Source organism: Paraburkholderia sp. J12 (assembly GCF_905220215.1).
In the GTDB taxonomy this organism is placed as follows: Bacteria; Pseudomonadota; Gammaproteobacteria; order Burkholderiales; family Burkholderiaceae; genus Paraburkholderia.
The window spans coordinates 140,043-154,335 of record NZ_CAJMZC010000002.1 but is presented as its reverse complement, the minus strand read 5'-3'; the positions used below and the strand labels follow the sequence as shown (position 1 = coordinate 154,335).

13 protein-coding genes are annotated in these 14,293 nt (G+C 66.5%); 10 read left to right on the top strand and 3 right to left on the bottom strand.

Annotated elements, in window-relative coordinates; all coding sequences use genetic code 11:
* Positions 1-28: 28 nt before the first annotated feature.
* Entirely contained in the window at positions 29-457 is a 429-nt protein-coding gene (gene fur, locus U5760_RS05600; protein ID WP_028229295.1) for a ferric iron uptake transcriptional regulator, read from the bottom strand.
* 126 nt (positions 458-583) lie between these two features.
* On the opposite strand from fur, the gene bamE reads away from it, so the two are divergent.
* The 9 genes from bamE to U5760_RS05555 all read left to right on the top strand — a co-directional run bounded on the left by bamE (position 584) and on the right by U5760_RS05555 (position 10,445).
* Positions 584-1,534 carry an outer membrane protein assembly factor BamE gene (gene bamE, locus U5760_RS05595; RefSeq protein ID WP_322010234.1) on the top strand — a complete coding sequence of 317 codons (951 nt, stop codon included), beginning with the start codon at positions 584-586 and terminating at the stop codon, positions 1,532-1,534.
* Between the two features lie 152 nt (positions 1,535-1,686).
* A complete protein-coding gene (gene dapB / locus U5760_RS05590) occupies positions 1,687-2,484 on the top strand; it encodes a 4-hydroxy-tetrahydrodipicolinate reductase (RefSeq protein WP_322010232.1) in 798 nt (265 codons plus the stop codon).
* 71 nt (positions 2,485-2,555) lie between these two features.
* Positions 2,556-3,275, top strand: coding sequence for a MotA/TolQ/ExbB proton channel family protein (locus tag U5760_RS05585; RefSeq protein ID WP_322010231.1), 720 nt, complete (start codon positions 2,556-2,558; stop codon positions 3,273-3,275).
* A 48-nt stretch (positions 3,276-3,323) separates the two neighbouring features.
* Positions 3,324-3,779: a biopolymer transporter ExbD gene (locus U5760_RS05580; RefSeq protein ID WP_322010230.1), complete on the top strand. Its 456-nt coding sequence runs from the start codon at positions 3,324-3,326 to the stop codon at positions 3,777-3,779.
* A 198-nt stretch (positions 3,780-3,977) separates the two neighbouring features.
* Positions 3,978-6,572: a leucine--tRNA ligase gene (gene leuS, locus U5760_RS05575; protein WP_322010228.1), complete on the top strand. Its 2,595-nt coding sequence runs from the start codon at positions 3,978-3,980 to the stop codon at positions 6,570-6,572.
* An 82-nt stretch (positions 6,573-6,654) separates the two neighbouring features.
* Positions 6,655-7,206: an LPS assembly lipoprotein LptE gene (gene lptE / locus U5760_RS05570; RefSeq protein ID WP_322010227.1), complete on the top strand. Its 552-nt coding sequence runs from the start codon at positions 6,655-6,657 to the stop codon at positions 7,204-7,206.
* 33 nt (positions 7,207-7,239) lie between these two features.
* Positions 7,240-8,436: a DNA polymerase III subunit delta gene (gene holA, locus U5760_RS05565; protein WP_322010225.1), complete on the top strand. Its 1,197-nt coding sequence runs from the start codon at positions 7,240-7,242 to the stop codon at positions 8,434-8,436.
* 238 nt (positions 8,437-8,674) lie between these two features.
* On the top strand, positions 8,675-9,946 hold the full coding sequence (locus U5760_RS05560) for a glutamate-5-semialdehyde dehydrogenase (protein WP_322011060.1): 1,272 nt from the start codon (positions 8,675-8,677) through the stop codon (positions 9,944-9,946).
* A gap of 76 nt (positions 9,947-10,022) precedes the next feature.
* Positions 10,023-10,445 carry a CopD family protein gene (locus U5760_RS05555; protein ID WP_322010224.1) on the top strand — a complete coding sequence of 141 codons (423 nt, stop codon included), beginning with the start codon at positions 10,023-10,025 and terminating at the stop codon, positions 10,443-10,445.
* A gap of 50 nt (positions 10,446-10,495) precedes the next feature.
* On the opposite strand, the gene U5760_RS05550 is transcribed toward U5760_RS05555, so the two are convergent.
* Complete coding sequence (locus U5760_RS05550; protein WP_322010223.1) at positions 10,496-10,924, bottom strand: nuclear transport factor 2 family protein; 429 nt, start codon at positions 10,922-10,924, stop codon at positions 10,496-10,498.
* Between the two features lie 337 nt (positions 10,925-11,261).
* Positions 11,262-12,119 (bottom strand): MurR/RpiR family transcriptional regulator, encoded by an 858-nt coding sequence (locus U5760_RS05545; RefSeq protein ID WP_322010222.1) that lies wholly within the window; start codon positions 12,117-12,119, stop codon positions 11,262-11,264.
* Between the two features lie 279 nt (positions 12,120-12,398).
* Between U5760_RS05545 and edd the strand changes: the two genes are divergently transcribed.
* Entirely contained in the window at positions 12,399-14,291 is a 1,893-nt protein-coding gene (edd, locus tag U5760_RS05540) for a phosphogluconate dehydratase (RefSeq protein WP_322010221.1), read from the top strand.
* Positions 14,292-14,293 lie beyond the last annotated feature (2 nt).

Sequence of the window (14,293 nt, the reverse complement as noted above, 5' to 3'; positions counted from 1 at the left end):
TTATCCGTGCGGGACAGCTGCGCCGCGCTCAGTGCTTGCGGTGCGGGCAGTTTTCCTTCGTGCAGGCGCCGTACAGCGCCAGAGCGTGCTCCTGGAGCTTGAAACCGCGCTCGTTGGCGATCATCTGCTGGCGCTTTTCGATTTCGGGGTCGAAGAATTCCTCCACGAGTCCGCAGTCGAGGCAGACCAGGTGGTCGTGGTGGCTGCCCTCGTTCAGCTCGAACACGGCCTTGCCCGATTCGAAATTGCTGCGCGTGAGGAGCCCCGCCTGCTCGAACTGCGTGAGCACGCGATAGACGGTGGCGAGCCCGATGTCGAGATCCTCGTTCAGCAGGTTGCGGTACACGTCTTCGGCCGTTAGATGGCGTACCGGGCTGTGCTGAAAAATCTCCAGGATCTTGAGGCGAGGCAGCGTCGCCTTGAGTCCGATGTTCTTGAGATCGGCTGGATTGGTCATGACTATAAGTCCCTGGAGTACAATGCTGGGCTCTAATGTTAATGCGGTTTGCTGTTCCGGTCATCTTTGACAGAACTTCGACGGAAAACTAGCGCGGCTTCGAGACTAGCCCGCACGGTGAGGGAAATGATTCCAGAATCCAAAACGATCGGCCGGGGCGGCCGTCTTTCGAGCGCCCTGGCTTGCACCCTGCTGGCCGCAGCGGCACTTTCGGGGCTTTCCGGCTGCTCGACTTACGACAGCCTGACGCAGCGCATCGCACAAAGCATTACGCCGTACCGGATCACGATCGTGCAGGGCAACTTCGTTTCGAAGGAAGCCGCGGCGCAGATGCGTGTGGGCATGTCGCGCGCCGAGGTGCGCCAGCTGCTCGGCACGCCGCTCCTCGCCGACATGTTCCACACCAACCGCTGGGACTACGTTTTCTACTTCAAGCGCGGCTCGACGGCCGTGGTTCAGCAGCGCGACTTCGTCGTGCTGTTCGAGGGCGATACCGTGACGAGCTGGTCGGGCGGCGAAGATCTGCCGTCGAACCTCGAGCTGCTGGCCGAAATCGACGGCGACCGCGGCGGCAAGAAGAAGGCGGCGGCAGCCGCTGCGGCCGCTTCCGCGGCTGCCGCAGCAGCGGCGGCGTCCGAAGCTGCAGCCACGGCGATCGGCCCGACCGTTCCCGACACGGCGCGCACGCCCACGTCCGAGCTGGGCGCCGCCACGGCCGCGCTCCCGCAGGATCCGAACGTGCAGGCCGCCGCGGCGGCCAACCGTGCCACCGAAGCTGTGCAGATGCCGTCCAGCGTGACGCCTTCGGTGCGCGCCAACACGCCGCCTTCCACGGCGCTGCCGCCGAACGTCGGTTCGATGCCCTCGCAAGTCCAACTGCGCCGTCAGCCGCCGCCGCAACTCCCGGGTGCGCAGCCGAACCCGGTTGGCCCGGCGCCGGGCGCACAGGGTACCGGCGACACCAATACCGCGCCGCCGGCGCCCTCGCTGAACTCGCCGCTCACCGCGCCGCCGACCGTGCCGGCGGCACCGGCTGGCGCCTCGGGTGCTGTGGGTGCAGTGGGAACAGGCAGCTGATCCGGCTGTCCATCGCTTGAGCCTACCGCGCGACGCGCGGGCCGCCCGAAGTCCGGCGGCTCCCGTTTCGCGCCTCGCCGGCGGCTTCGGGCCGCCGTATTTTTTTGCAGCGCCGGTTTTGCCGGGGCTGCGCGTTCGTTTCGGGAGGATCCATGAAAATCGCAATCGCCGGAGCGTCGGGCCGCATGGGCCGGATGCTCATCGAAACCGTCCTGAATTCGCCCGATGTGACGCTGTCCGGCGCGCTGGTGCGCAAGGGTTCGGCGGCGCTCGGGCAGGACGCGGGCGCGTTCCTCGGCAAGGATACGGGCGTGCGGATCACCGACGACATCGAGGCGGTGTTCGCGCAAAGCGATTGCCTGATCGACTTCACGCGCCCCGAGGCCACGCTGGTGCATCTGGAGGCGGCGGCGCGGCACGGCGTGAAGATGGTGATCGGCACGACCGGTTTCGACGCGCAGCAGAAGGCCTTGCTCGCCACCGCGGCGGAGCAGATCGGCATCGTTTTTGCGGCGAACATGAGCGTGGGCGTGAACGTCACGCTCAAGCTGCTCGAATACGCGGCGCGCTTCTTCGAAACCGGCTACGACATCGAGATCATCGAGGCGCACCATCGCCACAAGGTCGACGCGCCTTCGGGCACGGCGCTCGCGATGGGCGAAGCCGTGGCGCACGCGCTCGGCCGCAGCCTCGACGAGTGCGCCGTGTACGGCCGCCACGGCGTGACCGGCGAGCGTGATCCCTCGACGATCGGGTTTTCGGCGATACGCGGCGGCGACATCGTCGGCGACCATACGGTTCTGTTCGCGGGCACGGGCGAGCGCATCGAGATCACCCACAAGTCGTCGAGCCGCCTCTCGTACGCGCAAGGCAGCGTGCGCGCCGCGCGCTTTCTCGAAGGCAAGCCGTGCGGGCTGTACGATATGCAGGACGTGCTCGGTCTGCGTTGAGCAGAGCACCCGGGCACCTGGGCGCGACACTCCTTACGCACAACAGCCGGAAAACCGGATAGCGAGGTCCGATGGCAGCGGGTACCGGAGTCATCCACTATCTGCAATCGAGCGACGCCGTCACGCACGCAGTCGCGTGGGTGTTGCTGGCGATGTCGATCGCGAGCTGGTGCTTCCTGATCGTCAAGAGCTGGATGCTTGTGCGGGCGAAGCGCCAGGGGCCGCGTGCTGTCGCGCAGTTCTGGCAGACCCGCACGCTCGCCGACGGCGTCGCGCTCATGCGCCGTGTCGACCGGGAGCGCGTGTTCCTGCCGTTGGCCGCTGCGGCGCTCGCGGCCACCGAGGCCGATTCGTCCGGCGCGATGCTCGCGAAGGTCGATCGCAGCGAGCGCGTGCTGCGCGCGCTGCGCGGCGCGCTCCAGACCTCGCAGCGGCGCCTCGAATTCGGCCAGGTGCTGCTCGCCTCGGTGGGCAGCACGGCGCCGTTCGTGGGGTTGCTCGGCACCGTCTGGGGCATCTATCACGCGCTCGGCAGCATTGCGGCGAGCGGTCAGGCGCAGATCGAGAACGTGGCCGGCCCCGTGGGCGAGGCGCTCATCATGACGGCCTTCGGCCTCGTCGTGGCGATTCCGGCGGTGCTCGCCTATAACGTGCTCGGCCGTCTCGCGCGCCAGCTCGGCGACGACCTCGACGGCTTCGCGCACGACCTGCACGCCTACGTCTGCCCGCCGGCCGGCGCGGCGCCCCGCCGCGCGGGGCACGAAGCCGCGCTCGAGTCGGATCCCGACTGAGGGCGCCGCAAGCGCGAGGCCACACATAGTCACGCGAAGGAGCATTCGATGGCATTCGGCGGACTCGAAAAGAAGCGCGACTCGGCACCCATGGCCGAGATCAACATGACGCCGCTCATCGACGTCATGCTGGTGCTGCTCGTCATCTTCATCATTACCGCGCCGCTCTTCACGCACGCCATCCGTCTCGATCTGCCGCAGGTGGCCGCCGAGCCGGCGCGGCAGACGCCGCAAACCGTCACGCTGTCCATCGACGCGGCCGGCAAGCTCTACTGGAACGCCCAGCCCATCTCCCTTGACGAGATGCGCGCGCGCTTCGCGGCGGCGGGCAAGGCCGCCGAAGATGCCCAGCCCGATCTGCAGCTGCGCGCCGCGCGCGAAACGCGCTACGAGGTGATCGCCCAGGTGATGGGCGCGGCCCAGCAGGCGGGACTCGAGCGCATCGGTTTCGTGACCGATCCGCCCGGCGGCCAGCCCGCGGGCGCAGCACCCGGCAAGCCTTGAGCGGCGCCGCGGGCTCGCGGTCCACCGTGTCCCCGCCCGAATCCCGCAAGGCGGAAAGCGCGGCCCACTCGACGGTATAATCAACGTTTCCCTGTAAAACGGGCCCAGAAAGGCCACTGCCACCAGCCGGTTCCACGAATCGCCGTCCGGTGCGTCCGGCGCCGAATCCGCCCGAATTTGCGATTCCCCATCCACACCATGCTCGAAAAATACGTTCCCTCCGACGTCGAATCCGCCGCGCAAGGCGAATGGCGCGCCACTGACGCCTACCGGACGGCCGAGAAGGCCGACAAGCCCAAGTTCTATTGCGTCTCGATGCTGCCGTACCCGTCGGGCAAGCTGCACATGGGCCACGTGCGGAACTACACGATCAACGACGTGATGTACCGTTATCTGCGCATGAACGGCTACAACACGCTGATGCCGATGGGCTGGGACGCGTTCGGCATGCCCGCCGAAAACGCGGCGATGGCCAACGGCGTGCCGCCGGCCCAGTGGACCTACGACAACATCGAGTACATGAAGGGCCAGATGAAGGCGATGGGTCTCGCGATCGACTGGTCGCGCGAAATCGCCACCTGCAAGCCCGACTACTACAAGTGGAACCAGTGGTTCTTCCTGAAGATGCTGGAGAAGGGCATCGCCTACAAGAAGACCGGTACGGTGAACTGGGATCCGGTCGACCAGACCGTGCTCGCCAACGAGCAGGTGATCGACGGCCGCGGCTGGCGCTCGGGCGCGCTCGTGGAAAAGCGCGAAATCCCGATGTACTACCTGCGCATCACGCAGTACGCCGACGAACTGCTGAACGACCTCGAAGGCCTCGGCTGGCCCGAGCGCGTCAAGATCATGCAGCAGAACTGGATCGGCAAGAGTTTCGGCGTGAACTTCGGTTTCCCGTACGAGCTCGACGGCGAGAAGACGCTGCTGCGCGTGTTCACCACGCGCGCCGATACGATCATGGGCGTGACCTTCGCCGCGATCGCAGCCGAGCATCCGCTCGCCACGCGTCTTGCGCAGGGCAAGCCGGAGCTGCAGGCATTCATCGACGAATGCAAGCGCGGCGGCGTGGCCGAAGCCGACGTGGCGACGATGGAGAAGAAGGGCGTCGACACGGGTTTCACCGTCACGCATCCGATCACGAACGAAGAAGTGCCGGTGTGGATCGGCAACTACGTGCTCATGAGCTACGGCGAAGGCGCGGTGATGGGCGTGCCGGGTCACGACGAGCGCGATTTCGCGTTCGCGAAGAAGTACGGCCTGCCGATCAGGCAGGTGATCGCCGTGGAAGGCGAGACCTACTCGCTCGACGACTGGCAGGAGTGGTACGGCGACAAGGAGCGCGCGGTCTGCATCAACAGCGGCAAGTTCGACGGCCTGAACTACCAGCAGGCCGTGGACGCCGTGGCGGCGGACCTGAAGGCGCACGGCTTCGGCGACAAGCAGGTCACGTGGCGTCTGCGCGACTGGGGTATCTCGCGCCAGCGCTACTGGGGCACGCCGATCCCCATCATCCATTGCCCGAGCTGCGGCGACGTGCCGGTGCCGGAAGCCGATCTCCCGGTGGTGCTGCCGGAAGACCTCGTGCCGGACGGCACGGGCAACCCGCTCGCGAAGTCCGAAGCGTTCCTGAACTGCAAGTGCCCGACGTGCGGCGCCGATGCGAAGCGCGAAACCGACACGATGGACACCTTCGTCGATTCGTCGTGGTACTTCTACCGCTACGCGGCGCCGGACGCGAAGACCATGGTGGACGAACGCACCGACCACTGGATGCCGATGGACCAGTACATCGGCGGTATCGAGCACGCGATTCTTCACCTCTTGTATTCGCGCTTCTGGGCGAAGGTTTCGCGCGATCTCGGCCTCGTGAAGTTCGGCGAGCCGGCGAAGAACCTGCTTACCCAGGGCATGGTGCTCAACGAGACGTTCTATCGCGAAGATGCGTCCGGCAAGAAGACCTGGTACAACCCGGCCGACGTGAGCGTCGTGCACGACGACAAGGGCCGCCCGGTCGGCGCCACGCTCAGCAGCGACGGCCAGCCCGTGGTGCTGGGCGGCATCGAGAAGATGTCGAAGTCGAAGAACAACGGCGTCGATCCGCAGGTGCTGATCGATCTGTACGGCGCCGACACTGCGCGTCTTTTCACGATGTTCGCGGCGCCGCCCGAGCAGCAGCTCGAATGGTCGGGCGCGGGCGTGGAAGGCGCGAGCCGCTTCCTGCGCCGCGTGTGGGCCTTCGGCTACGCGAATGCCGAGGCCATCCGGTCGCGCGCCGCGTTCGACGCGGCTACGGTGACGGACGTCGAAAAGGCGCTGCGCCGCGAAGTCTATAGCGTGCTCAAGCAGGCCGATTTCGACTATCAGCGTCTGCAGTACAACACCGTTGTTTCGGCGGCGATGAAGATGCTCAACGCGATCGAGGGCGCCAAGGGGGCCGGCGCCGGCGTGCAGCGCGAGACCTTTGGCGTGCTGCTGCGCGTGCTGTATCCGGTCGTGCCGCACCTTACGTTCCAGCTCTGGCAGGAACTCGGCTATGTCGACGAATTCGGCACGCTGCTCGACGCGCCCTGGCCGAAGGTCGACGAAAAGGCGCTGGAGCAGGCCGAGATCGAACTCGTGCTGCAGGTGAACGGCAAGGTGCGCGGCGCCGTGACGGTGGCGAAGGAGGCGGGTAAGGACGCAATCGAAGCGGCCGCGCTCGCGCACGAGATGTTCGTGAAGTTCGCCGAAGGCCGTGCGCCGAAGAAGATCATCGTCGTGCCGGGCCGTCTCGTGAACGTCGTTGTCTGACGCGGTCTGATCCGATGCGGCGAGGGCGGCCTGAGCGGTGGCCCGCTCTCGCCGCGAACCTGTCGCGAACCCGGGAGCTCATGTGATTCGCAGATCGTTTTTGTTACTGGCAGGCAGTGCGCTGGTGCTTTCCGCGTGCGGATTCCAGCTGCGCGGCGAGCAGAACTACGCGTTCAAGCGCCTTGCCATCGTCGGCGCGGCGCCGCCCGTTGCCGCGCGCCTCACGCGCATGATCGAGGGCGGCAGCGACTCGGTCGTTGTCCAGTCGCCGTCCAACGCCGATGCGGTGCTGCGCGTTTCGGAAGCGCGCAGCTTCAGCACGCTCACGCTCAACTATCTGGGCGTGGTCGAGGAATATCAGGTCAACTATTCGTTGAACTACACGCTGACCGCGCAGGACGGTTCGGTGCTGATCCGCCCGAGTACGATCGCGCTCAATCGCGCCATGACGTACAGCGACCAGTACTCCACGGCAAAGGTGACCGAGTCCGATCTGCTGTTCGCGGACATGCAAAACGATGCGGTCGATCAGCTCACGCGCCGGCTGGCGATTGTGAAGACCCTGAATCCCACGCCGGACCAGGTGGTGCCGGGCGTCGCACCGCGCGCGCCGCTGCCGCCGCCGCCGCTCTGATCCGCAGCATTCCCGAACGCTCGCCATTCACCCATGCAACTGCGACTCGACGCACTCGAACCGCACCTCGCGAAGGGCCTTGCCGGCCTCTACGTCGTTTATGGCGACGAGCATCTGCTCGCCCAGGAAGCGTGCGACCGCATACGCGCGGCGGCACGCGCGGCAGGCTATACCGATCGCTCGGTATTCACGGTCGAGCGGGGTTTCGACTGGAGTTCGCTCCTTGGCGCGAGCCAGTCGATGTCGCTCTTCGGCGATCGCCAGCTGGTCGAGCTGCGCATTCCTTCGGGCAAGCCCGGCAAGGAAGGCGCGGAGGCGCTCAAGACCCTGGCCGGGTCGGCAAAAGCCGCGGCCAACCCCGACGTGCTCACGCTCGTGACGCTGCCGCGGCTCGACGCGGCCACGCAGAAGTCGGCCTGGTTCACGGCGCTTGCGGAAAGCGGCGTCGCGCTGAAAGTCGATCCTATCGAGCGCGCGCAACTGCCCAACTGGATCGGCCAGCGTCTCGCGCAGCAGGGCCAGCGCGTGGCGTCCGGCGAAGACGGGCGGCGCGCGTTGCAGTTCGTGGCGGAGCGGGTGGAAGGCAACCTGCTCGCGGCGCACCAGGAAATCCAGAAACTCGGCCTGCTCTATCCGCAGGGCGTGCTGAGCTTCGAGCAGATTCACGACGCCGTGCTCAACGTTGCCCGCTACGACGTTTTCAAGCTCAACGAAGCGATGCTGACCGGCGACGTCGGGCGGCTCGCGCGCATGCTCGATGGGCTGCGCGGCGAAGGCGAGGCTTCGGTGCTCGTGCTGTGGGCCGTGGTCGAGGAAATCCGCACGCTGCTGCGCGTCAAGCGCGGCGTCGGGGCGGGCAAGCCGCTTGCCATGCTGTTGCGCGAGAACCGTGTCTGGGGGCCGCGCGAGCGGCTCATCGGCCCGGCGCTTTCGCGTCTTACCGAAGCGACGCTGGAGCGCGGACTGACGCTGGCGGCGCGCCTCGATCGCCAGGTGAAGGGGCTTTCCGCGCAGGCGCGCGGCGAATGGCGCAATGTGCTGCCGCCCGATGCGTGGGACGGCCTCTTTGAGCTCGCCATGACGGTGGCCGCGCCGCGCGATACGGGTGCGCTTGCGCCTGGCGCGCGGCCGGGTGCCGCAGGCCACGCGCCAGGCGCAGGCGTGCCCGCAGCCCGCCCGCAGCCAGGCGGCCGACCGCCGGCCGCAGGACTGGTGCGCCGGCCAGGCTGAGCCCCACAGGCTCGCCCGGGCCGCCGCCGGTGCCTGCTTCGGCCCTGCGGCACGATCCGTTGCCCCTCTTCCTGCCTGCGCGCCAACCCGCTGCTGTGCTGCCGGCCTGGCCAGGCAGACCTGGCGCGCTGGCTTTACAATCGATTCTCCCGCGTGTTTTCCCACGCATTTGCCTTGTAATTTGCCTTGTAACCGGGCATTCGCGCGCCGGGCGCGCCGCATCACACAAGACACCATGATGGATATCGACCCGTACATGACCGATCTCGGCCGCCGCGCCCGTCAAGCCTCGCGCGCGATGGCGAGGGCCACGACAGCCGCGAAGAATGCCGCGCTCGAAGCGGTGGCGAAGGCTATCGAGCGCGAGGCGCAGGCGCTCAAGGACGCGAATGCACGCGACCTCGCCCGCGCGAAGGACAAGGGCCACGACGCCGCCTTCATCGACCGCCTCACGCTCTCCGACAAAGCGCTGAAGACGATGGTGGAGGGCCTGCGCCAGGTGGCCGCGCTGCCGGACCCCATCGGCGAGATCAGCAACATGAAGTACCGCCCGACCGGCATCCAGGTGGGGCAGATGCGCGTGCCGCTGGGCGTGATCGGCATCATCTACGAGTCGCGTCCGAACGTGACGATCGACGCCGCGGCGCTGTGCCTGAAGTCGGGCAACGCGACCATTCTGCGCGGCGGCTCCGAAGCGCTCGAATGCAACACGGCGCTCGCGAAGCTGATCGGCGAAGGGCTGGCGGCGGCGGGGCTGCCGCAGGAGGCGGTGCAGGTAGTGGAGACTGCCGACCGTGCGGCCGTGGGCAAGCTCATCACGATGACCGAATACGTGGACGTGATCGTGCCGCGCGGCGGCAAGAGTCTGATCGAGCGCCTGATGGCGGAGGCGCGCGTGCCGATGATCAAGCACCTCGACGGCATCTGCCACGTCTATGTGGACGACCGCGCGGACATCGCCAAGGCACTCACCGTGTGCGACAACGCGAAGACGCACCGCTACGGTACCTGCAACACGATGGAAACGCTGCTGGTTGCGCGCGGCATTGCGCACGAAGTGCTGCCGCCGCTTGGCCGGCTCTATCGCGACAAGGACGTGGAATTGCGTGTGGATGCAGCCGCGCGCGCGATCCTGGCCGATGCGGGCGTGAGCCCGCTCGTCGAGGCGACCGAAGAAGACTGGCGCACCGAGTATCTCGCGCCAGTGCTGGCAATCAAGGTGGTGGACCATCTCGACGAAGCCATCGAGCACATCAACACCTACGGTTCGCACCATACCGACGCGATCGTTACCGAAGACCACGACCGCGCCATGCGCTTTCTGCGCGAAGTGGATTCTGCGAGCGTGATGGCGAACGCTTCCACGCGTTTCGCGGACGGCTTCGAGTTCGGCCTGGGGGCGGAAATCGGCATTTCGAACGACAAGCTGCACGCGCGCGGCCCGGTTGGCCTCGAAGGGCTGACTTCGCTGAAGTACATCGTGCTCGGCCACGGCGAAGGCCGTCAGTAACGCTGCGTTTCGCGGGACGGCGCGCCCGGTGCGCGCGCCGTCTCATTGCTCAATCGCTCATCAAGAAGAAAAAAAGATGTCGATGCTCTGGGTCAAGACGTTTCACATCGTGCTCATCGCCTCGTGGTTCGCGGGCCTGTTCTACCTGCCGCGCATCTTCGTGAATCTGGCGATGGAAACCGAGCCCGCCGCGATCAAGCGCCTTCTCATCATGGCGCGCAAGCTGTATCGCTTCATGACGATGATCGCCGTGCCGGCGCTGCTGTGCGGGCTGTGGCTGTGGCTCGTGGTGGGGATCGGCCGCGGCCAGGGCTGGATACACGCGAAGCTGGGCGTGGTGGTCCTGCTCATCGCCTATCACGCCTATTGCGGGCGGCTGCTGCGCACGTTCGAGCGCGGCGAGAACCGCCGCTCGGACAAGTGGTACCGGCTATTCAACGAACTGCCGGTGCTCGGCATGCTGGCAGCCGTCGCGCTCGCCGTCATCAAGCCTTTCTGAGGCTTCCTGTCCGATTCGTCCCTGCGCCCGCTTCTTGCGGGTAGCGGCACTTATACGGTGCCCGCCTCTTTGTGGCGCATGCGTGCCGTCACGACGCGCCATTGCGCCTCGCGTTTCAGGAATACGTCGGTGAAGCGGTACTCGATCGGAGAATAGCCGGCCGCCGGCGTATACCGGTTGATGCCGGTGACGACCGCGATATTGCCGAGGATCTGCACGTGCACGTCTTCGAGCACCTGCGAACCGCCTGCCGGAAGCGGTGCGGCATTCAGCATGTCTTGCCTGGTACGCCGAACGTTCCCCGGAAGTATTTCGAAGAACTGATCGTCCAGCAGATCGTTGAGCACGGGATGGTTACCCGATGCGGCGGCTTGGGTCCACTGGTGTTCGAGCAAGGTGAGCTCAAGCTTGTCGGAGATCGGGTTGCCGATATGAGGTTGAGGGGCGGCGAGTGCAGCCACGGCCAGCATGCCGGCCATGGCGAGAATCAATAGGCGTTTCATGAAGTTGCTTCTTTCTGCGAGTCCCCCGAAGTTTGCGTTTAGGTGCGTGGGGGGACTGGCGGGTGGGTGAGTGCGCCGCACAGGAGTACGGCCGGCGCGAAGTGCGCCTCGTGCCGAACCCCTGGAGGCTGCGGGCTCGATGCTCGAACTTTAGCGGCCGCGGTACTACGCGCATATGGGATAAATCTTAATGTGCCGTCGGCTGTGCCGGAACGGACGGCGCGCGATCGTACGAAAAGCGGACTCTGGCGGGAGTCCGCTTTCTTTTTGGTGCGCACGGCATTGGCATTGCCCAGCCGGCAAGCGCGGCGCCTCAGCCGACGGGATCGAGCCGTCGCCGCGCGATGATCTCCTTGGCATCCGCGAGTTTTTCGGCCAGTTCGGGCCCGCGCTGCAATGCCACTCCCACGGCGAGAATGTCGCCGATCGCCAGGTGGGAGGTGCGCGAGGTCATCGGCGAAAAGACGTCGGTGTCTTCGTCGACGTTCGCGTGCAGGCCGACCGTCGCGAGCCGCGCGAGCGGCGAGGTGCCGTGCGTGATTGCAATCACCTTCGCGCCGCGCTCGAGCGCCGTGTGCGCTGCATCGACGATGTCGCGCGTGCGCCCGGTGTTCGAGATGGTGACCACGACGTCGCCCGGCCCGAGCAGCGCAGCCGACATCAGGAACGTTTGCGGGTCCGAGTAGGCCACGCTCGGCATGCCGAGGCGAAAGAACTTGTGCTGCATGTCCTGTGCCGCAATGCCCGATCCGCCTGCTCCATAGAACTCGATGCGCGAGGCCTGCGCGAGCAGCGTGATGGCCGCCGCCAGAGCATCCGTCGAGAGATTGTTGCGCACCTGGAGCAGCGCGCCGATCGTGCGGTCGAGCACCTTGGCGGCGACGCCCGGCACGGGCTCGTCGGGGCGCACGTCGCGGTAGACGGCCGGATGCTCCGAGGGCAGGTCGGCGGCCACGGCCTGCGCGAGCCGGATCTTGAACTCCCGGAAACCCGAGAACCCCAGCGCGTGGCAAAAACGCGCGATGGTGGGCTGGCTCACGCTGACGCGCTGCGCCACCTCGGTCATCGAAAGGTCGAGCACCTCGCGGGGGGCTTCGACGACGTAATCGGCCAGCTTGCGCTCCGAAGGGCGCAATTGCTCGCGCATGGCTTTCACCTGGGACAACAGCATTGGGAAACTCGCACTATGCTGAAAGATCCGGGCACTATAGCGGATCTGGCGATATGTACAAAAACTACATACTGGGGATCGAGGAAGCAAGCGTGTTTTGCGAGATTCGCGGAATTTGCCTAGATTGTTGAGGAAAATGCACGGCGAGGTGGCGGAATCACCAGGGCTAATCGGTATTGCGAGCTTGTAGTTTTTCTACTAATATCGGCGCACGCTGACCGGAACGCCCAATCCGGCCCCCCACAGTCCGCCGAGACAAACAAGGAAGGAGATTCGACAGTGTCCCCGCATTCCCAGTTGACGAAGGTGACGCGGCGCGTCATCGAGCGCAGCAAGCCGACGCGCGAGGCCTATCTGGCCCGCGTCGCCGCTGCCCAGGACCGTTTTCCGGCGCGCGGCGCGCTCTCCTGCGCGAATCTCGCCCATGGCTTCGCCGCCGTCGAAGGGCGCGACAAGATCGCGATCAAGTCGATTCGCGAACCCAATATCGGCATTGTCTCGTCCTACAACGAGATGCTCTCGGCGCACGCACCCTACAAGAACTATCCGGACCTCATTAAAGAGGCGGCGCGCGAGAACGGCGGCGTCGCCCAGTTCGCGGGCGGCGTGCCGGCGATGTGCGACGGCGTCACGCAGGGCAATGCCGGCATGGAGCTGTCGCTCTTCTCGCGCGAAGTGATTGCGATGAGCACGGCCGTCGCGCTCACGCACAACATGTTCGACGCGGCGCTGTGCCTCGGTATCTGCGACAAGATCGTGCCGGGCCTCTTGATCGGCGCGCTCCAGTTCGGTCATCTGCCCACGATCTTCGTGCCGGCGGGCCCGATGACGAGCGGCATCTCGAACGATGCCAAGGCCAAGGTGCGTCAGCAGTTCGCCACCGGCCAGTGCGGCCGCGATGCGCTGCTCGAATCGGAAGCCGCGGCCTATCACGGCCAGGGTACCTGCACGTTCTACGGCACCGCCAACAGCAACCAGATGCTGATGGAAGTGATGGGCCTGCATCTGCCGGGCGCCGCGTTCATTCATCCGCACACGCCGCTGCGCGACCAGCTCACGGCCGCCGCTGCGCGCCGCGTGCTGGATCTCACCGTCGAGCGCGGCCACTACACGCCGATCGGCCACGTCGTCGACGAGAAGGCGATCATCAACGGCATCGTCGCGCTGCTCGCGACGGGCGGCTCCACCAATCACACGATGCACCTCGTCGCCATGGCGCGCGCGGCCGGCGTGATCATCGACTGGGACGACTTCGACACGCTCTCGCAGGCGGTGCCGCTGCTCGCACGCGTCTATCCGAACGGCAAGGCCGACGTGAACCACTTCCATGCCGCAGGCGGCGTGGCGTTCCTCGTGCGCGAACTGCTGGACGGCGGCCTGCTGCACGAAGACGTGAAGACCGTGGCGGGCGAGGGCCTGCGCCACTACACGAAGGAGCCGAAGCTGCTCGACGGCAAGCTCGAGTGGGTCGATGCGGTCAAGGAGAGCGCGGATACCGGCGTGCTGCGCGGTCTCGCCGAACCGTTCCAGCCGGACGGCGGCCTGCGTCTCATGCAGGGGCGACTGGGCCGCGGCGTCATCAAGGTGTCGGCGGTCGCGCCGGAGCGCCGCAAGGTGCGCGCGCCTGCGATCGTGTTCGATTCGCAGGAGGCCGTGCAGGAAGCGTTCGACGACGGCAAGCTCGAGCGCGACTTCGTGGCCGTGGTGCGCTTCCAGGGCGCGCGTGCCAACGGCATGCCGGAGCTGCACCGTCTCACTCCGCTGCTCGGCGTGCTGCAGGACAAAGGTTTCCACGTTGCGCTCGTGACCGACGGGCGCATGTCGGGTGCCTCGGGCAAGGTGCCGGCCGTGATCCACATCTCGCCGGAGACGCTGCTGCACGGTCCCATCGGCAAGGTGCGCGACGGCGATATGATCGTGATCGACGCCGTGGAAGGCGTGCTCGACGTCGAAGTCGATGCCGCCGAATGGGAAGCGCGCCCGCTCGCGCAGCCCGCGCATCAGGAAAGCAACGAGGTCGGTTTCGGGCGCGAACTGTTCGGCGTGTTCCGCGCCGCCGCGGCGCCCGCGGAGCTGGGCGCCGGGGTCTTCGGGCCGCTCGTCGGCGAAGTCCACGAGCGCGGTCACGCGCCGGCCGCCGCCGCACAAATCACGCAACATCAAGGAGCATGAAC